17 protein-coding genes are annotated in these 19,505 nt (G+C 66.5%); 7 read left to right on the plus strand and 10 right to left on the minus strand.

The annotated features are described in order from the left end of the window. Positions 1-8: 8 nt before the first annotated feature. The 6 genes from ACFVMC_RS06705 to rpsF form a co-directional block, all read right to left on the minus strand. Positions 9-626, minus strand: coding sequence for a histidine phosphatase family protein (locus ACFVMC_RS06705; protein WP_379207490.1), 618 nt, complete (start codon positions 624-626; stop codon positions 9-11). Positions 627-655: 29 nt separating this feature from the next. Continuing rightward, positions 656-4,567 carry a replicative DNA helicase gene (locus ACFVMC_RS06710; protein ID WP_379207491.1) on the minus strand — a complete coding sequence of 1,304 codons (3,912 nt, stop codon included), beginning with the start codon at positions 4,565-4,567 and terminating at the stop codon, positions 656-658. A gap of 618 nt (positions 4,568-5,185) precedes the next feature. Next, complete coding sequence (rplI, locus tag ACFVMC_RS06715; RefSeq protein ID WP_379207493.1) at positions 5,186-5,638, minus strand: 50S ribosomal protein L9; 453 nt, start codon at positions 5,636-5,638, stop codon at positions 5,186-5,188. A gap of 17 nt (positions 5,639-5,655) precedes the next feature. Continuing rightward, positions 5,656-5,907 (minus strand): 30S ribosomal protein S18, encoded by a 252-nt coding sequence (gene rpsR, locus ACFVMC_RS06720; RefSeq protein WP_209885537.1) that lies wholly within the window; start codon positions 5,905-5,907, stop codon positions 5,656-5,658. A 49-nt stretch (positions 5,908-5,956) separates the two neighbouring features. Continuing rightward, positions 5,957-6,499, minus strand: coding sequence for a single-stranded DNA-binding protein (locus ACFVMC_RS06725; protein WP_379207495.1), 543 nt, complete (start codon positions 6,497-6,499; stop codon positions 5,957-5,959). Between the two features lie 85 nt (positions 6,500-6,584). Continuing rightward, positions 6,585-6,872 (minus strand): 30S ribosomal protein S6, encoded by a 288-nt coding sequence (gene rpsF, locus ACFVMC_RS06730; protein ID WP_356972024.1) that lies wholly within the window; start codon positions 6,870-6,872, stop codon positions 6,585-6,587. Between the two features lie 171 nt (positions 6,873-7,043). Between rpsF and ACFVMC_RS06735 the strand changes: the two genes are divergently transcribed. Continuing rightward, positions 7,044-8,381 carry a hypothetical protein gene (locus ACFVMC_RS06735; RefSeq protein ID WP_379207497.1) on the plus strand — a complete coding sequence of 446 codons (1,338 nt, stop codon included), beginning with the start codon at positions 7,044-7,046 and terminating at the stop codon, positions 8,379-8,381. Positions 8,382-8,417: 36 nt separating this feature from the next. After that, positions 8,418-9,380, plus strand: coding sequence for a DUF389 domain-containing protein (locus ACFVMC_RS06740; RefSeq protein WP_379207498.1), 963 nt, complete (start codon positions 8,418-8,420; stop codon positions 9,378-9,380). A gap of 3 nt (positions 9,381-9,383) precedes the next feature. Here the strand turns inward: ACFVMC_RS06740 and ACFVMC_RS06745 are convergent, their stop codons facing one another. Then, complete coding sequence (locus ACFVMC_RS06745; protein WP_379207500.1) at positions 9,384-9,923, minus strand: CGNR zinc finger domain-containing protein; 540 nt, start codon at positions 9,921-9,923, stop codon at positions 9,384-9,386. A 74-nt stretch (positions 9,924-9,997) separates the two neighbouring features. Between ACFVMC_RS06745 and ACFVMC_RS06750 the strand changes: the two genes are divergently transcribed. Continuing rightward, positions 9,998-10,891 (plus strand): DMT family transporter, encoded by an 894-nt coding sequence (locus tag ACFVMC_RS06750; protein WP_379207501.1) that lies wholly within the window; start codon positions 9,998-10,000, stop codon positions 10,889-10,891. A 58-nt stretch (positions 10,892-10,949) separates the two neighbouring features. Here the strand turns inward: ACFVMC_RS06750 and ACFVMC_RS06755 are convergent, their stop codons facing one another. Further along, positions 10,950-12,065, minus strand: a complete 1,116-nt coding sequence (locus tag ACFVMC_RS06755) for a DUF475 domain-containing protein (RefSeq protein WP_379207503.1) — start codon at positions 12,063-12,065, stop codon at positions 10,950-10,952. 172 nt (positions 12,066-12,237) lie between these two features. After that, positions 12,238-12,813, minus strand: a complete 576-nt coding sequence (locus ACFVMC_RS06760; protein ID WP_379207504.1) for a TerD family protein — start codon at positions 12,811-12,813, stop codon at positions 12,238-12,240. Positions 12,814-12,990: 177 nt separating this feature from the next. Between ACFVMC_RS06760 and ACFVMC_RS06765 the strand changes: the two genes are divergently transcribed. The 4 genes from ACFVMC_RS06765 to ACFVMC_RS06780 are packed head-to-tail and all read left to right on the plus strand — an operon-like array spanning position 12,991 to position 19,056. Beyond that, entirely contained in the window at positions 12,991-14,223 is a 1,233-nt protein-coding gene (locus ACFVMC_RS06765; RefSeq protein ID WP_379207505.1) for a hypothetical protein, read from the plus strand. 59 nt (positions 14,224-14,282) lie between these two features. Then, on the plus strand, positions 14,283-15,494 hold the full coding sequence (locus ACFVMC_RS06770; protein WP_379207507.1) for an HpcH/HpaI aldolase/citrate lyase family protein: 1,212 nt from the start codon (positions 14,283-14,285) through the stop codon (positions 15,492-15,494). Further along, positions 15,491-18,226, plus strand: a complete 2,736-nt coding sequence (locus ACFVMC_RS06775) for a phosphoribosyltransferase domain-containing protein (protein ID WP_379207509.1) — start codon at positions 15,491-15,493, stop codon at positions 18,224-18,226. The genes ACFVMC_RS06770 and ACFVMC_RS06775 overlap by 4 nt, the downstream gene beginning before the upstream one ends. After that, positions 18,226-19,056, plus strand: coding sequence for an HAD family hydrolase (locus ACFVMC_RS06780; protein ID WP_379207511.1), 831 nt, complete (start codon positions 18,226-18,228; stop codon positions 19,054-19,056). The genes ACFVMC_RS06775 and ACFVMC_RS06780 overlap by 1 nt, the downstream gene beginning before the upstream one ends. A gap of 7 nt (positions 19,057-19,063) precedes the next feature. Here the strand turns inward: ACFVMC_RS06780 and ACFVMC_RS06785 are convergent, their stop codons facing one another. Further along, a complete protein-coding gene (locus ACFVMC_RS06785) occupies positions 19,064-19,474 on the minus strand; it encodes a hypothetical protein (RefSeq protein ID WP_379207512.1) in 411 nt (136 codons plus the stop codon). Positions 19,475-19,505: the final 31 nt, after the last annotated feature.

The raw sequence follows: 19,505 nt of genomic DNA on the forward strand, positions 1-19,505 counted from the left end.
GCTGTGTGTCAGGGTGTCTCGGTGTTCAGGTGCGAGGTATCGGCGAGGCTGCGCAGAGCCCGGTTTCGCCAGTAATCGTCGAGCTGCAAATGGGTGATCGCACCCGGCGTCGTGGCGAAGGCCGCGAATCCCGCCGAGTCGACCGGGATCCGCATCCAGGTGGTGACGACGAACGTCAACGCGTATCCGTGCGTGATCACGACATGGTCGTGCGCGGAATCCGCCATCAACTCGCGCACGCACGCCCCCACGCGTGTCGCGACCTCGCGCCGAGTCTCCGCGCCGCGGACGGGGCCGCGGTGGTCGAGTCGGTCGTTGTCAGGCGCGGGTACCTGTCGTTGCGCGAGCCAGTCGTTCGGCCGCCCTTCGGCCACACCGAAGCTGATTTCGCGAAGGCGTGCATCGGCGGTGACACCGACATCGAGCGCCTCGGCCACGATGGTGGCGGTTTCGGCGCACCGGGCCAGATCAGACGTCGTGATGCGGAGCGGCCGCGCCGAGTCGTGCCGCCGCCGCAATTCCGCGGCGATCAATCGAGCATCGCGCCGCCCGCGCTCGGTCAGCCGCGAATCATGCCAGCCACCAACAAGATCGCTTCGCGTGTGTTCCGCGTGCGGGTGGCTCACCACATAGATGTTCTGCACCGACAGTGGGATCAGCCGCGGGCCATGTCCACGAAGCGGCTGAGGTGGAGTTGGTGGGCGACGGTGACGGTGGCGGTGGGGCCGTTGCGGTGTTTGCCGAGGATCAGGTCGGCTTCGCCGCCGCGTGGGTCGTCGCGTTCGAACGCGTCGGGGCGGTGCAACAGGATGACCATGTCGGCGTCCTGTTCGAGCGAGTTGTGAGCTGAGATCCCTTGTGCCACAAAGTTATTCGTCCCAGGCACCGTGCCATCATAGACGTCTTGCTCTCCGAGGCTGGTGATTTCGACGATCTTGTCCCAGAAGACATCGTTGGTGGCGAGCATGTCGATTTCGGCGTCGTCGAGGACCGCGGCGACTCGAGCGAGGCGGGAACGGCTCGGGGAGCGTTTCCACATGGTGGAGCCGCAGAAGCGGGAGTCCATGGCTGCCGAGAATTCCCGGTGGGTTATGTGTTTCGTGGCCAGGAGCGTCCTGATCTGAGACCAGACCTCCCTGGGGACGGTGTCCGCATTGGGGTTGGCGGCGACCGAGGCGAGCTCCCGAAGTGCGATTTCGGCGCCTTCGCCGCGAGCGCCGTGCACGCCGATGTCGCGGAGGAAGGTGGATTGGTTTTCGGAGCCGTCGATGGTGAGGCGCCAGCAGTCGCGGTAGCCGGACTTGGGTACCCGCTTGATCCTTCCAAGCACACCGAGGCGCAACAGTAGCTGGGCTACGTCGTCGATCAGGCGTCGGCTGGTCGAGGCGTAGTAGATACGGGCTTGGCGACCTTTCGCGTCCCAGCGCACGGATCCGTCTGTGGCCCAGAGGTGTTTCAGAAAGAGCGCGACCTGGATGTTCGGCAACGAGAAAACCTGCTGTGGGACGAACTTCTCGTAGCTGCGCAGACCGAAGAGACCAAGCTCGTCGAGCCAGGCCGCGATCGGATTCCGCTTGCCGTGGGTGAGGTGAAAAGGCGCGGGTAGACGCAATGTCGTCACGCGAGCTGCAACGTATTCGTCGCGCACCGCGGTGACGCCGAAGTGCTGCGCCGCGGTTGTGACCGCAGCCAAGTTCTGCTCGTCGATGCTTGCGTAGCGGATCGGCTGGCGCTTCACGCAGGAGCCATCGCCGATCATGTGGGCGAGGAGGATGATCTCGGCATCCTCCATCGGTGTGGTGTGCGCCGGCTCTGGTACCAGTCGCGGGGTCGCCAGGCGATCACCGACGGCCAGCTGCTCCAGCGCGATCCAGCCGTCGACCGTGAGGAATGGGTGGTTGCCGGTTGCCTCGACCTCACGCCCGGAGGCCAGGCGCAGCTTGAATACTTCCTTGCGCCCGCTCGGGAAGACCTTGACCATCGGCCGCGCGACCATTCGCATGCGCTCGTCCAACGACCACACCAGCGGTTGCTCGCCGCTGACGAGCAGTTCGCCGAGAGTCGTCTCGCCTCCATTGTCGGCCCGCAGAATTCGGGTCGAGGCCGACATACAACCCGATTCGCGCAGGTCGGACACCATGGGGCGCTTGTCGGTGCGCTGTTCCGGGCCACGGTTCAGCTGGGAGATCGCGACCACCGGGACTTCGAGTTCCTTGGCCAGCAGCTTCAGGTTTCGGGAGAAGTCCGAGACTTCCTGCTGCCGGGATTCGACCTTCTTACCGGAGGTCATCAGCTGAAGGTAGTCCACCACAACGAGTTTCAGGTCGTGCCGCTGCTTCAACCGCCGCGCCTTCGCTCGAATCTCCATCATCGTCAGGTTCGGTGAATCGTCCACGAACAGCGGCGCCTCGCTGATCTCGCTCATCCGCCGTGCCAGCTTGGTCCAGTCGTCATCGCTCATTCGCCCGGAGCGCATATCGCCGAGTTTGATCTTCGCCTCCGCCGACAGCAAACGCATGACGATTTCCGTACGACTCATCTCCAACGAGAAGATGACGCTGGCCAGGCCGTGTTTGATCGAGCAACTGCGCATGAAATCCATGCCGAGCGTCGAATTGTGCGTGGGCACCATCGAACGACCCGCGAGATACATGTGGTCGGCATTATCGACCTGGACACATCGGACAGGAACACTGTCCACCGCGCGCACGTCGACGATGTAGCGGGAACCAGAGCGCGAAGTGTTCTTGCTTGCGCGACGTTCTTTGTGCAGCAGTGCTTTTCGGTAGAGCCCGAACACCTCGTCGTCTGTGGCGAAGGTGAGTGTGTACAGAGTCGAGGAATCCTCGGAGCGGCCGCGGACATGCCTCGTCGAGATAGCGCAGCGATAACCCAAGCTCACCACCAGTTCACAGACATCCTGGAACAGACGTTCGCTGGTAACCGCGAACTGGACCGAACCGCCATGGGTGACAGTGCCGTCGGTGTCGAGCAGGCCAGCCAGCAGTGCACGGCGCTGAGCCTCGGCAGCGCGCAGATACTCGATCGGAATGTGCTTGTCGCCGAGAACGCCGATGGTGCGGAGTCTTGCCTGCACGCTTCCGATGCTGTTTCGGCACGACCGGCACAGGCGGAGCCCGATCGAAGGGCCGCCACAGTTCGAGCAAGTCGGCGTGGGGACAGGATCGGAGTGGAAACGTGCCTTTCCGCCGCAGGACCTACCGCAAGTGCGAACTTCGCTGGTGAAGGGGATGAATTCGCTGCCGCAAACAGTGCATTGACGCGCGGTGATCGGCTGGTCCGGCGGAAGCCGAAGTTGGTAGCGCAGAGCCGCCGAGTGTGAGGGCACCGCCACGATGCCTTCGGCCTCGATACACGCGATGATCTCTGGATCTGCCGACGTGATCTGCGCTGCGGCCGAAGTTCCGTCGCCGAGCCACGCACCCAGGGTGTAGGGCGGAATCTGCAGGTGGCGCATCGGCAGTTGCAGCGGCTCGGCATTGACGACCGAATGGTTGAGCCTGCGGTCGGCAGTCTCGCAGCGCACCGTGCGCGCGATCTCCGCCGTTGTTCGAACCTCGGCGAACGCTCGCTGGTGATGCTGGCGGGAGTGTCCAGATGCGGCCTGCCGAGCCGAACGTCGAGACTTTCGCGTCTCGGTAAGCCATTGATGCTGCTCGTCGGCGACCAGCACTGTGCCATCGGAGAATTCGACCTCATAACACGGGCGGTCGACCAACACCTCGGTTGCTGCAACTACGCGGGTGGGCCGGCCTGAGGCGTCGAGGAGCTCGTCGCCGACCCGGACCTCGCCCATGGTGGTCCAACCGGTGGGGGTGGGGAGGGGGGTGTCCAAGGCCAGGGCCTTGCCGACACCTGGCCGAGCGGCAACGATGATCATCTGGCCGGGGTGCAGGCCGTTGGTGATCTCGTCGAGTTCGGTGAAGCCGGTGGGGACGCCGAGGGAGATGCCGCCGCGGGAGGCGATGGAGTCGATCTCGTCCATGGTGGGCTGGAGGAGTTCCTCCAGGGGCATGAAATCCTCGGTGGTGCGGCGTTCGGTGACCTCGTAGACCTCGGCCTGGGCGCGGTCGACGACCTCGGCGATGTCCTGGCCGTCGGCGCCGGCATAGCCGTACTGGACGATGCGGGTGCCTGCCTCCACCAGGCGGCGCAGAATCGCCTTCTCCGCGACGATTTCGGCGTAGAAGCCGGCATTGGCGGCGGTGGGGACGGTCTGGGTCAGGGTGACGAGGTAGGGCGGGCCGCCGATGCGTTTGAGCTCGCCGCGCCGGTCCAGCCCCGCGGCGACGGTGACCGGGTCGGCGGGTTCGCCGCGGCCGTACAGATCGAGAATGGTGTCGTAGACGGCCTGATGGGCGGGACGGTAGAAATCGCCGGGCCGGATGACTTCGACGACATCGGCGATGGCGTCCTTGGACAGCAGCATGCCGCCGAGTACCGACTGCTCGGCCGCCATATCGTGCGGAGGCTGGCGGCCGAAATCCTCGCCGGGGGGTTCGGGCGGGAATTCGGCGGCGTGCCCGCGGTCATCGACGACTGCCACCAGACTCGACCGTCCTCTCGTCCCTCGACCGGGATCACACTATCGATGAGTTGTTCTACTCCCGGGCACCGACACATTCGCCGAGCCACCCACGCCACCAGGGCCTTTCGGCCGGAGGTCAGCAAACCGTTGCGGCACTGCCGAACCCGATCTTCGTACCCGGTGCAGCGAAGAACCTAGGCGACCGTACGGCGGGTCGCCAAACGCCCCTGTGTACCCAGCTGTGGATAACTTGGGGAGTGTTCCCGCCTCCGTGTGCACCTCCTGTGGACAACTTGGGGAAAACCCAGGTCACACCGTGAGAACACGCAGATAGCAATCGATTTTTCGAGCGATCGGCATGTGGATTAACTGGGAGTCGGCGTGTCGTTCGAGATGAACGACCGGGCGTGTTGGGTTAACGGCGGATGTGGAGCAGGAATCCGCACGTCACATCGCGATCGGTCGGTTTGCAAGTAATCCACAGGCCGAATAACCGGTGGTCGAAAGGGGGCCGAAATTCGCCGGGGGTGTACCCGCAACCGGCGTTCGAAGAGTGGCAAACAGGCAGTTATCGATTGGTTCGCGCAGCCGAAGACCACCCTCGCGCGAACCGCGAGGGTGGTCTTCGAGCCGGAATCAGTTGGCCGCGACCTGCAGGTCGAACTTGGCCGCCACGTCGGGGTGCAGGTGCACCACGACGCCGTGCTTGCCAACGGTCTTGATGTGCGACTTCGGCAGCTCGATACTGCGCTTGTCGACCACCGGGCCGCCCGCGGTCTTGATGGCCGCGGCGACATCGGCCTGGGTCACCGAGCCGAAGAGCTTGCCGGTGCCGGCGGTCTTCACGCTCAGCGAGACGGCCTCCAGGCCCTCGATGGCCTGCTTCAGCTCGTTGGCGTGATCCAGGTCGCGCACCTTACGGGCGTCCTGCGCCCGGCGGATGCCCTCGACCTGCTTCTGCGCGCCACGGCTGGCGACGATGGCCAGGCCGCGCGGCAGCAGGTAGTTACGGCCGTAGCCGTCCTTGACCTCGACGGTGTCGCCGGGCGCACCGAGGTTGTCCACATCGGCAGTCAGAATCAGCTTCATTGCGATGCTTCCCTTTCTCAGCGAGCCGTGGAGACGTAAGGCAGCAGGGCCACCTCACGGCTGTTCTTGACGGCGACGGCGACATCGCGCTGATGCTGCACGCAGTTGCCGGTGACCCGGCGAGCGCGGATCTTGCCGCGATCACTGACGTACTTACGCAGCAGCGTGGTGTCCTTGTAGTCGATCTTCACGGTGCCGGACTTGGCTTCCTTGCAGAAAGTGCAAGCCTTCTTCTTCAGCACCTTTTCGCGCGCGGGCGCTTTAGGCATGGTCTTTTACTCCGTTAGTTATCGGGCCCGAAGCCCAGGTATGCCGTTCTCAGAACGGCGGTTCGTCATCGACGCGGCCGCCGCCCCCGAAGGAGCCGGCCGCGGGCGCACTGCCCCAGGGGTCGTCCTCGGCGCCGCCGGAACGACCGCCGCCACCACCGGAATTGGCCGCGGCGAAGTTGTTGCCGCCGCCACCACCGGATCCGAAGCCGCCGCCTCCGCCGCCGCGATTGGCCTTGTTGACCTTCGCGGTGGCGTAACGCAGCGAGGGACCGACCTCGTCGACCTCGAGTTCGACGACCGTGCGCTTCTCACCCTCGCGGGTTTCGTAGGAGCGCTGCTTCAGCCGTCCGCTCACGATCACGCGAGCGCCTCGGGTCAGCGATTCGGCGACATTTTCCGCAGCTTCGCGCCAGATATTGCAGCGCAGAAAAAGCGCTTCGCCGTCTTTCCATTCATTCGAATTACGGTCGAACACACGGGGAGTGGATGCAACGGTGAAGTTGGCAACCGCCGCTCCCGCGGGCGTGAATCGAAGCTCGGGGTCGGCCGTCAAGTTTCCGATGACGGTGATGACCGTGTCGCCTGCCATGTGGTTCCTCCTGCTCGGTGTGCAGTCCGCCTTGCACTCGCTTTGCGCTAGAGCCTAGGCATAGGCACCGACGCTGACGAGGGGGTCACTTGCCGTGGCGCAGAACCTTGGTGCGCAGCACCGACTCGTTCAGACCCAGCTGGCGATCGAGCTCGCTCACCGTGGCGGGGGTAGCGGTCAGATCGACGACCGCGTAGATGCCCTCGGCCTGCTTCGAGATCTCGTAGGCGAGCCGGCGGCGGCCCCAGATGTCGACCTTGTCGACCTTGCCGCCCTCGGTCTTGACGACGTTCAGCATGTTGTCCAGCGACGGACCAACAGTGCGCTCGTCCAGGCTCGGGTCGAGGATAACCATCACTTCGTAATGACGCACGGACCAATCACCTCCTGTGGACTAGGAATCGGCCACGGACGGTCCGTGGCAGGAGGGTCGTTGCGTCAGCAACCCGACAAGGCTACATGGGCTCCAGGTCAACCAAGAAATCGATCCCAACTTCCCTGTGGCTGGGAGCGCTCCGAAAAACGGCCACCTAGGGTGGTGCGCATGTTCTCGCGCCCGTCCCGGCGAGTGGCCCTCATCACGGTCACGTTGCTGCTGTGCGCGCTGACTTTGGCGCTGGCCTATGCGAACAAGGCGCGGTGCGCGGGCGGGGAGTTCTACGACGACGGTCGCAGTGTCGTCTTCGACGACATCAAGGATTCCGACGTCTGTTATTCCGATATCCAGTACCTGTGGCTGGGCCGCGATATCGACCAGCACGTCTTTCCCTATATCCACGGCGGCATCACCGCCGAGGGCGAGCTGACCGGGGGCGCGGTCGAGTATCCGGTGCTCAGCGGCTTGTTGATCTGGCTGGGCGCCCTCGGCGCGGACAACGACGCCGATTTCCTGGCGCAGTCGGCCTGGCTACTCGCCCCGTTCGGCCTGCTGACCGTGGCGCTGCTGGTGCTGCTCACCGGCCGCACCGCGCTGCTGTGGGCCGGTGGTCCGCCGCTTGTGCTCTACGGCTCCCACAATTGGGACCTACCGGTGGTCTGCACGACGGTCGCCGCCGTCTACGTGACGACACTGACCAGGTATTCCGTGCGAAAACGGGGCGTGCTGGCCGCGATCGCGCTCGGTGTCGGCATCTGCCTGAAGATCTATCCGGGCATCTTCCTGCTGCCACTGCTGGCCTTCGTGCTGACCAGCGAGCGGCGCGACCGTGGCCCGGATATGCGCGGCGCCGCACTGACTCTCGGCGCCGCCGTGGCCACTGTCGTCGCCATCAATCTGCCGTTCATGCTGCTGGGATATCAGGGCTGGCGCGCATCGATCACCTTCCAGCAGATGCGCACGGTCGATATCACCACCAATTCCATCTGGTACTGGGGCCTGCGCCGGATGTTCGACCCGGACTACGCGGGCGAGGTGGATTTCCAGCAGGTGGTGTCGGTGCTCTCGCCGTCGCTGCTGCTCGGCGCGTTCGCGCTCGCGCTGTGGTTGGGCTGGCAGCGTTACGGGGAGACCGGTGTCTATCCGTGGATCGGGGTCGGCGCGGCCATGCTGTGCGCGTTCATGGTGCTGCACAAGGTCCATTCGCCGCAGTACACCCTGTGGCTGCTTCCGTTCCTGATCCTGCTCACGCTGCCGTGGCCGGTGATCGGGGCCTATCTGGTCGCCGATCTCGCGATCGGGGTCGGGGTGTTCCGGTATTTCCATGCTCTCGTCACCGGGCGCTGGGTGGAACTGTCGGAGAGTGTGGTGCAGTTCGGCGTGTGGGGTCGGGCGATTCTGCTGGTCATCCTGTTCGGGCTGTTCGTGCGGGCCGAGCCACGCTGGGTGCGCCGGGAACCGCCGCGGGTGCCGCGCTACGAACCCGGCACGCTGGTGCCCGCATAACCGGTGCCGTGCGCGGACGCGCGGCACACTGTGTCCATGTTGCAGATTCGGGTCAATGCGCCGAAGGCCATGACCGACGACGTGATTCAGATCTTCGAAGCCGATGACGCGGTGACCGGGCTGTCGGTGCTGCGCGGCGCATCGCTGAAGCCGCAGGGCGATCTGGTGCTGGCCGATGTCGCCCGCGAAGCCGCCAACGATGTGATCACCCGCCTGCGTGAGCTGGGCGTGCACCGCGACGGCACGATCGAGATCGATCAGGTGCGAACCTGGCTGTCGCGCAGCGGTTTCGACGCCGAGGTGCGCACGCCGGGCAGCAGCTCCGACGCGGTGGTGTGGGCCGACGTGGCGCAGCGCTCGTACGAGGAAACCGAACTGAACTGGACCTACCTGAGTTTCATGACGCTGGCGACGATGCTCGCGGCCATCGCCATCGTGGTGGATTCGCAGGTCCTGGTGATCGGCGCGATGGTGCTCGGCCCGGAGTTCGGCGCTATCGCCGCGCTCGGAGTCGCCCTGGTGCGCAGGCGGTTCACGCTCTTCGGACTGGCGGTGCGGACGTTGCTGATCGGCTTCGCCGTCTCGATCGCCGTCACCTTCCTGCTCGCGCTCGTCGGTCGCGGCCTGGGCTGGATCACACTCGAGGATGTGACCGGTCCGCGGCCGAGCACGGCGTTCATCTACACCCCGGACAAGTGGTCGTTCATTGTCGCGGTGATCGCGGCGATGGCCGGTGTGCTGGCGTTGACCTCGTCGAAGGCCGCCGGTATGGCCGGGGTCTTCATTTCGGTGACCACCGTGCCGGCCTCCGGCAATATCGCGCTGGGCGCGGCTTTCGGTGTGGGTGAGGCGATTTGGGGGAGCACGTTGCAGCTCGTCGTGAACCTTACCGGGATGGCGCTGGCGGGCTGGGCCACCCTCGCGGTGCAGCAGCGGGTGTGGAGCCGGGTGTCGATCCGGCGGGCCAGGGCCGCGGCCAAGCCGCATCGCATGCTCTGACGCTCACGCGTGTTTCGCGCGGAACGCCGCGCTCTTGGCGCGGTTGCCGCATAGCGTCATATCGCACCAGCGCCGGGTTCCGCCGCGCGAGGTGTCCAGGTACAGCCGGGTGCAGGACGGTCGCGAGCATTGTTTGACGCGTACCCGATCGCCGCCGCCGAACAGTTCGACGGCCGCGCGGGCGATCGCGGTCAGCGCAGCCTCCGGGGTGCCCGCGCGGGCGATCGTGTCATCGGATCGCAGGGTGACCGTGGGTAATTCACCGCGCGCGCAGTCGTTGATCCAGCGTCGGTCGGCGGCGGCGATCGGCGCGTTCGCGGCCGCCGCGACGCCCATCCGGTAGATCGCTTCGCGCAGCCGCACCGCGTGTTCGAGCTGCGGCGGCGCACAGGCCGCGGTGTCGAGTAGTCCCGCGTCGACCAGCCATTCGGCGAGCGCGTCGGCGGTCGTCAGGCCATCGATGTATGTCGTGGATCGGTGCTTGACCGTGCCCGCGAAGTCGAGTGCGAGATTCCCGCTGACGAAGGTGAACATGCTGGTCATAGTAACCGCCTTGACAGGTTATCCGGTCGGCTGACAGCGTACTAACCACCTTGACCGGTTACCGCGGAGGAATCATGAAGGCGTACTTCACCATTGCTGTGCAACCGTTGTTCGTCCTGATGTGGAGCAGCGCCTTCATCGCGGGCATCATCGGAGTCGGCGCCGCGCCACCGATGCTGGTCCTGCTGGGGCGCTACGTGATCGGCGGCGCCCTGCTCGCCGGGTACGCCTGGGCGGTCCGCGCGACCTGGCCGCGTGGGCAGACCCTGCGGCATGTGGTGATCGCGGGACTGCTCATGCAGATCGTGCAGTTCGGTGCCTTCTACACGGCTATGAGTCACCAGGTCTCCGGTGCCGTCATCGCCTTGATCCAAGGCCTGAACCCGGTGCTGATCGCGGTGTTCGCCGGGTTTCTCGGCGAAACGGTGACCGCTCGCCAGTGGGCGGGGTTCGGTATCGGCGGCGTGGGTGTCGCGGCGGCCGTGGTCGACCAGTCGAACTTCTCGGTGGCGGGGCTGTTGCTGTGCCTGCTCGGTCTGTTCGGCCTGAGCATGGGGACCGTGTATCAGAAACGGTTCGCGCCGCAGGTCGATTCGCGCGCCTCGACGGCCGTGCACGCGCTGGCCAGCGCGCCGATCGCCGCCGTGCTGGTCCTGGCGACCCAGCAGTGGCAGATCCGGGACCTGCCGCATTTCGCCGCCGCGCTGACCTGGATCGTGCTGGTGAATTCGGTGGCCGCGTTCCTGCTGCTGAACGCGATGCTGCGGCGCTGGGACGCCACCCGCGTCGGCCGGTTGTTCTTCGCCACGCCCGCCGTGACCGCGCTACTGGCCTGGCTGCTCGTCGATCAGCCGCTGCGGCCGTTGACGATCGCGGGTCTCGGGGTCGGCGTGCTCGGGCTGGTGCTCGCCTCCGCACGGCCGCAGTCGGCGGGGCGGCCGGCGCCGCAACCGGTGGCCGCACGTTGACGAGAACGCGAAAGCGGCCCCGCCGCAATGGCGGAGCCGCTGTCGGATGGATACGGGATCAGGCGACCGGGGTGGCCGACTTCTCCAGCTCGGGCTCGGGAGCGTCGTCCCCGCCGTCGCGCTTGTTGCGAATGATGCTGGTAATGAACGCCGCACCGATCAGCGCGACGCCGATCAGGCCGGTGACCAGCTCGGGCACGTGCACCTTGATCGAGATGAACAGGATGATCGCCAGGGCGCCGATGGCCCAGTGCGCACCGTGCTCCAGGTAGACGTACTCCGCCAGCGTGCCCTTGCGGACCAGGTACACCGTGATGGACCGGACGAACATGGCGCCGATCAGGCCCAGGCCCAGCGCGATGATGATCGGGTCGGAGGTGATGGCGAAGGCGCCGATGACACCGTCGAAGGAGAACGACGCGTCGAGCACCTCGAGGTACAGGAACAGGAAGAACGCGGCCTTGCCGGTGGCTTTGACCAGGGTGGACGGGCCGCTGTGCTCATGTTCCTCGACCAGCTCGTCGGTGTGGAACATGGACCCGAGCCCGTCGACCGCGATGTAGACGACCATGCCGAGCAGGCCCGCGATCAGGACGGTGGTGCGATCCTCGCCCTTGGTCAGGAATTCGGCGGTCAGCAGCAGGGCGATCCCGGCCACGACGACCGCGACCATATCCATCTTGCCGGCCTTGGACAGCGGCTTCTCCAGCCAGCTCAGCCAGGTGATCTCCCGCTCTTCGAAGATGAAGTTCAGGAACAGCATGAGCAGGAACATGCCGCCGAACGCCGCGATCGACGGATGCGCGTCGGTGAGCAGCGTTTCGTAGGACTTGACGCCCGCGGCCTGCTCTTCGGCCGAGGGCACGTTCATCGCCAGGTCGAAGGCCTTCGCCGGGTTCAGTCCCGCGGTGATCCACACGATCGCGAGCGGGAAGACCAGGCGCATACCGAACACGGCGATGACTACGCCGATGGTAAGGAAGATCTTCTGCCAGAACTCGCTCATCCGCTCGAGCACCGTGGCGTTGATGACCGCGTTGTCGAACGACAGCGAGACCTCGAGGATGCCGAGAATGGCACAGAGAATGAACGCCTCGGGCCCGCCGTAGAGGAAGGCCGCGATCAGCGATACCACCGTGACGGCGATGGAGAGTCCGTATATGCGCAGGACCACTGGGGGACCTTTCGTGTCATGTCTGAGGAGAATCTAGTATCGGGGTCTTTTCAGCGTGGTCGCTGATGCGCTGGATGTCCAACTGCCGCCCCCCTTATTTGCGTCCTACTGAGATCAGGGACACACGAGAAGGGGGCCCGGCGGCGAGCCCCCTCCGCGTTCGCGTCGCCGGTTAGACGTTGACGCCGTAGTCGCGGGCGATACCGGCCAGACCGGAGGCGTAGCCCTGGCCGATGGCGCGGAACTTCCACTCGGCCCCGTTGCGGTACAGCTCGCCGAAGACCATGGCGGTCTCGGTGGAGGCGTCCTCGGACAGGTCGTAGCGGGCCAGCTCTTCACCGTTGTCGCGGTTGACGACGCGGATGTAGGCGTTGCGCACCTGACCGAAGGACTGCTGCCGGGTTTCCGCGTCGTAGATGGAGACGGGGAAGAAGATGCTCTCGATGGTCGGCGGGGTACCGGCCAGGTCGACATTGATGACCTCGTCATCGCCTTCGCCCTCACCGGTCTTGTTGTCACCGGCGTGCTCGATGGCACCCTCGGGCGACTTCAGGTTGTTGAAGAACACGAAGTGCTGGTCCGTCAGGACCTTCTTGTCCGCGCCGGTCGCGATGGCGCTGGCATCGAGGTCGAAGTCGGTGCCGGTGGTGGTCCGCACATCCCACCCGAGGCCGACGGCCACCTTGGTGAGGTTAGGCGCGGCCTTGGTCAGCGAGACATTGCCGCCCTTGGACAAACTGACACCCATGCGGGAAACCCTTTCAATAGTCCGTCTAGTGATCCCAGCATGTCCGAATAGCCGGGTACGCCAACGACAGTAGTAGGTTTCGCCGAACTTGCGTAGGAACTGGGTTAACGGCCGCCGACCGAAAGATCTCCGTCCGGGTATGGGCGGGGGTTACGGGGCAGCGCCTACGATCGGGACGTGGCAGGCCGTAGGCGTGGTTGGTTCCAGTCATCGGATCCCAACGAATGGATAGAAACCGCTCGGGCGCGTCTGACGGAAGCGTTCCTGGATATGGATCGGCGTCAGAGCGCGGCCGAAGCGGCGGTACACGCCTCGGAGCAGATGTCGCCGGAGCGCGGGCACGCGGCGCTGTGGGAACCGGTGCGGGCGCGGTGCTATGCGGCGGCGGAGGCGTATCTGACCCTGACCGGGGAGATCGATACCGCCGAGCGGGACAAGATGCCGTTCCCGCAGGGGCAGGCCCGCGCGGACGCGGTGACCAGGCAGTTGATCGACGCGGCGCGCGGGGTGGACGAGTTCTATCGCGGGCATCAGGCGCAGCTCGAGCACGCGAGCACGGTGCTGGGGGCGGTGCCGCAGTTGGCCCGGCAGGTCAAGCAGGCGGCGGCGGTCGTGCGCGGGCAGGCGGCCGAGAGCGAGTTCGCCGACTATCCGTCGGTGCGGTCGCGCGCGGCCGCCGTGGATGAGGCACTGCTCACAGTGGAGGCGGCCGAGCTGGGCTCCGGCGGACCGGGCCGCGGCACCGCCGGACAGGTGCGCGAGACGGCCCGCCGGCTGGAGTCGGCAACCGCGGAGTTGGCAGATGCGTTGGCGCAGGCCCCATCTCGGCTCGGCGCCGCGCGCACCGCGATCACCTCGGTGAATACCAGGCTTTCGGCGGTGCGGACCCGCGCGGAACGGTTGGCTCCGGCGTACTCCGCGCTACTGCGCGAATTCAATGCTGCAAGTTCGGCCGATCTGGCGAACAATGGGCGCGAGAGCCAGGCAGACATGGACGCCGCGGCCACCGCCCTCGCGGGCGCGCGGTCGGCGATGGCCGAGAACAACCCGGAGTTAGCCCTTGAACTGACCTCTACTGCGCGGGGGAATCTCGCCGCAGCCGAACGCCAGGTAGACGCCGTCACGAAGCGACTCGCCCTGCTGCGTGAGGTTCGAGCGGATCCGCAAAACCAGGCCAAGGCCGTACGCTTCCGGCTGCGGGACGCGCAAATGCTCGCGGTCAGCCGCGGGCTGGTCGAAGAGTGGGGATCTGTGCTCGACGCACAGGCCGACCGGATCGACCGAATAACCGAATCACTGTCGGGGCGGCACCCCGATTACTGGGCCTATGTGACGGAACTCGATGCCGTCACCGAATTCATAGCCGGGGTAGTGGATCGAATGAGAAAACACGCAGGACCACACCGTTAGCGATCGCTTGCGGGGGCGCTCGAAAGGGTCATGGAATTGAAGTTGGGGACGGGGCGCCGATGACCGCGGGCATTGCGGTCCAGCAGGCGGTAACCCTGCGGAAGCGATTGCCGCTGCGCCATTTTCGGCAGCTACACGGTCCGGATATCCGGACCCTCTTTCACCGGCCGCCGGAACCGTTCGGTGACAGCACCGATCGTGAACTACTCGCGACGGCTCTGGGGGCGACACTCTACGCACCGGCGACCCGCCCCGATCTGGCCGAGACCATCCGCAAACGGGCCGCGCGCGGCGTGTGCTCGATGGTGATCGATCTCGAGGACGCGGTCGCCGATCACGAGGTCGAGTACGCCAAGCGGCAGGCCGTGGCGGCGCTGGATCTGCTCGCCGCCAGTCCGGAACCGAATCCGCTGGTGTTCGTGCGGGTGCGCGACGCGGATACGGTCCGCGAGATCGTCGACGGGCTGGGCGCGGGCGCGGATGTGCTGACCGGGTTCGTGTTCCCCAAGTTCGACAGCTCCACCGGCGCGAAGTATCTCGACGCGCTGGAGGAGGCCGGGCAGCGTTTGGCGCGGCCGGTGTACGGCATGCCGGTGCTGGAGTCGAAAGCCCTGGTGCACCGGCAGACCCGGGACGAGGAGCTGACCGAGATCGCCGCGCTGCTGGCCGAACATCGGGAGCGGGTGCTCGCGGTGCGGGTCGGCGCCACCGATATGTGCTCGACCTTCGGCATCCGCCGTGACCGCGATCTGACCATCTACGACGTGCGGGTGGTCGCCGATGTGATCGCCGACATCGTCAACTATCTCGGTCGCGCCGACGGCACCGGATTCGTCATCACCGGCCCGGTCTGGGAGTACTTCGCCGATCACGAGCGCATGTTCCGGCCGCTGCTGCGCACCGCGCCGTTCGAGGAATCCGACGCGGTCCCGTTCCGGCAGTACCTGGTCAGCCGGGATCTGGACGGTCTGCTCCGGGAGATCACCCTGGACCGGGCCAATGGGATCCAGGGCAAGACCGTCATCCATCCGTCACACGTGGCGGCGGTGCACGCGCTGTCGGTGGTGTCGCACGAGGAGTACTCCGACGCGCTGGACATCCTCCAGGTCGAGGTGGGCGGGGTCGCGGCCTCGGAGTACCGGAACAAGATGAACGAGATGCGCCCGCACCGCAGCTGGGCCCGGCAGACGCTGCTGCGGGCGCGGGTGTTCGGCGTGGCAAACAAGGGAGTGTCGTTCGTGGATCTGCTGACGGCGTTGGTGAAGGTATGAGCCTCCGGCACGGCGATTCGGTACCTGGTCAGACGGCGGGCGACGCGCTGCCCTGGGCGACCCGGGAGCTCGGGATCGAACTGCGGCATGTGCGCGCGCATGCCGAGGTGTCGATTCCGGCGCTGGTCGAGCCGGGGTTGCGGCGCAATCCACGCCGCGCGCACCTGCTGGTGTCGACCGTGCTCGGCAAACACTTGCCCACCGATCCGAAGGTCGTGCTCGAGGCCGGGGATCGGCTGGGTGATCTGGTGCGCGCCGCGGTGGGCGATCGGCCGGTGGTGGCGCTGGGATTCGCCGAAACCGCCACTGGGCTCGGGCATATCGTGGCCGCGCGGATCGGCGCGAGCTGCTACCTGCATTCGACCCGCCGCGACGTGGCGACCGCGCAGACGCTCGCCGGGTTCGAGGAGGGCCATTCGCACGCCACCTCGCATCTGCTGCAGCCGATGCCCGCCGAGATCTTCCTCAATGAACAACCGCTGGTCCTGGTGGACGACGAGATCTCCACCGGTGCAACCGCGATCGACGCGGTCCGGGCGCTGCACGCGTTCGCGCCACGCACCCACTATGTGCTCGCCTCACTGGTGGACATGCGCACCGAGGCGGATCACGCGGCATTCGAGGCCGCGGCGGCCGAGTTGGGCGCGCGGATCGACACGGTGTGCTTGGCTTCGGGGAGAACCATGCTCCCCGAAGGCTTGATCGACACGGTCACCGCACTGCCCGACCCGGAACTGAATCCCGTTGCGGTGCGTCGTGGTTCGCTCACTCGAATCGAATTGCCCTGGCCGCTGGACGTTCCCGAAGGCGGGCGGCACGGCATCCTGGATTCCGACACGGCTGCGTTCGAGGCGGCCGTCACCTCGGCCGCGCGGATCGTGCACGCGCAGCTGGCCGATCAGGCCCCCGGCCGCCCGGCGATCGTGATCGGACACGAGGAGCTGATGTACCTCCCGGTCCGCCTGGCCGCCGTACTCGCCGAAACCGGTGTACCCACCCGCTTCCAGACCACCACCCGCTCACCTGCCTACGTCCTGGACGAGCCCGGCTACCCGCTGCGCCGCGGATTCCGTTTCACCGCACCGGAACCCGACGCCGAAGCCCCCCGCTACCTCTACAACGCCCAGTGGACCGACCTCGACGCGGAACTCCAGGCACTGACCGTTCCTGGACCGCACGGGAATACGGCAACCGCAGCGGCAGCCCACCCGACGCGCGCGGTTTCGGTGCCCGCTGACGCGATCACGGATATGACGTTCGCACACGGGGTGCCCGGTTCGCGCGATATCGAGACGCCGGCAGCTGGGCAGGCGACAGCGCACGCCGTGACCACGAAGGATCCGCGGGTGAGCTCGGGAGCCGGTGTGGCACCGGCCGATTCAGGTGTGGCGCGGTCACCTGCCGATGCGGTGCTGGTGGTCGTCATCGACAAGCCGGCCGATACCGCCGCACTGGTCGCCGGGGGCGGTCTGGTCGATGTGCTCACCGCATCGGGTGCGGATGTACTCATCGCGGTACTGCCGGGGGCCGATCCACGCGCGTTGCACGTGGAGCGCACCCGGGCGGCTGTTGTCGCCTCCCCGAGTCCCGCTTCGTCGGCGAGAGCGTCGGTGCGCGAGCTGCCGGAACCCCTGCGTGGCCCCGAGTTCGGGTCGTACGCGGCCGATGAGGTGTCGTGGCTGCTCAAGGATCTGTCCGACGTCGATCTCGAGGCCGATGTGGTCGAGCGGGAGCGGAAGATCCAGGCTGGGGTGGCGCACTACGCGGAGTCGCTGCCGATCGAGTATCAGCCGGATGCCGCCTATCGGGAGCTGTTCGACACGGTGCTCGAGGAGAGTGCCGAACGGCTGGCGCTCGCGGTCGGCACGGTGGCCGAACTCGTGCTGGCCGAGCGGGGTAGCGATATCGTGCTGGTGTCGCTGGCTCGGGCGGGTACGCCGGTCGGCGTCCTGATGAAGCGCTGGTTGAAAACCGCACGGGGACTGGATGTTCCGCACTACGCGGTGTCGATCGTGCGCGGTCGCGGTATCGACGCGGTGGCACTGGATTACCTGGCCGCACACCACGATCCGGCCTCGATCGTGTTCGTCGACGGCTGGACCGGCAAGGGCGCGATCACCCATGAGCTGAACAACGCGCTCGCGGCCTATCACGCCGCCGGTGGCGCGCGTTTCGACGGAGAGCTGGCCGTGCTCGCCGATCCGGGCCACTCTGTACGCACCTTCGGCACCCGCGACGACTTCCTGATCGCCTCGGCCTGCTTGAATTCGACTGTGTCCGGTCTGATTTCCCGCACCGTACTCAACGACGGGCTGACCGGCCCCGGTGAGTTCCACGGCGCCAAGTTCTATCGTGAACTTGCTGGCGCCGACGTATCCGGACGACTGCTCGACACGGTCAGCGCGGCCTTCGACGCCGTCCGCGACCGGGTACCCGCCGCCGTGGCCGCGATCCAGGCCGGTGACCGCACCCCCGACTGGTCCGGCTGGGCCTCGGTGGAGCGGGTGCGGGCCGAATACGGCATCACCAGCGTGAATTTCGTGAAACCCGGCGTCGGCGAGACGACCCGGGTCCTGTTGCGGCGCGTGCCGTGGCGGGTACTGGTCCGGGAGGCCGATGCGCCGGAGCACGCGCATCTGCGGCTGCTCGCCGCGGCGCGCGGTGTCCCGGTGGAAGTTGTTCCCGGCCTTGCTTATTCGTGCATGGGACTGATCAAGGAAGTACTCGAGTAATGCTATTGGGCACCACCCGGAGACAGACCCTGGTCGCGACCGACCTGGACCGTACGATGATCTACTCCCGCAACGCCATGACACCCGGCACCGAGGTGCCGACGGTCTGCGTCGAACATCTGGAGGGTGCGCCGCTGTCGTTCATGACCACGGCCGCCGCGCTGCGCATGCAGGCGCTCACCGAACCCGCCGCGGTCGTCCCGACCACCACGCGCACCATCAAGCAGTTCGGCCGGATCCAATTGCCCGGCGCGCCTTGGCGTTACGCCATCACCAGCAACGGCGGCAATATCCTGGTCGACGGCGTGCCGGATATGCGCTGGCGGATCGATATCGACGCGAAGGCGCGGGCGGGCGGTGCGACCCTGTCGCAGGTGAGCGCCGAACTGCGGTCCCGGATCGACGATTCCTGGGTCACCAAGTTCCGGATCGCCGACCACCTGTTCGCCTACCTGGTGGTCAAACCCAAGGCGGTGCCCGAGGGGTTCCTGGCCGACTGGGATGCCTGGTGCCGGGAACGTGGCTGGTCCGCCTCCCAGCAGGGCCGCAAGATCTACACGATGCCGCAGGCGGTGTGCAAGAGCATCGCGGTGGCCGAGGTGCGCCGCCGGCTCACCGAGTCCGGCGAGCTCACCGCGAGCGCGACCACACTCGCGGCCGGTGACGGCGCGCTGGACGCGGAGATGCTGCGCGCCGCCGACTCGGCCATCCGGCCGCGGCACGGCGAACTCGAACAGCTGAACTGGACCAGCCCGAACCTCACCGTCACCCAGGCTTCCGGAATCCTGGCCGGCGAGGAGATCATCGACTGGCTGATCCAGTCAGCCTGAACGACAGCTACTTCTGGCCGAGGGCGGCGCTGCCGGTTTCGAGCAGATCCTGCAGCGGGTTGCCCGCCGCGGCGCCGACCTGGACGCTCTTGTTCAGCAGTTCGACGGCGGGCGAGTTGACGGTGCAGCTCTCGCCCTCACCCACGTAGAGGTGCACGCGCACCTGGTGGGTGCCCTTCGCGACATCCTTCAGGACCGCGGACGGCTTGTCCGGGGTCAGGATGACCTGCTGCATCATCTCGTCCAGCAGCACGGTGCCCGACCAGCACCTGTCGTCGGTGTTGTTGATCGAGACCGTGATGCTGTCCGTACTGCCCACGGCGTCAGCGGTTTTCGCGGCCGACGCGGTGCCCGCGAGCAGGGTCATCGCGGCGGCGGCGAGGGCGGTGGAAACGGTGGCGAGCTTGAGAGTACGCATGGTTCCTTTCGGGGTGTGGTCGCCCGTCCGC

The sequence above is a fragment of the Nocardia sp. NPDC127579 genome, assembly GCF_042672005.1.
Lineage (GTDB): Bacteria > Actinomycetota > Actinomycetes > Mycobacteriales > Mycobacteriaceae > Nocardia.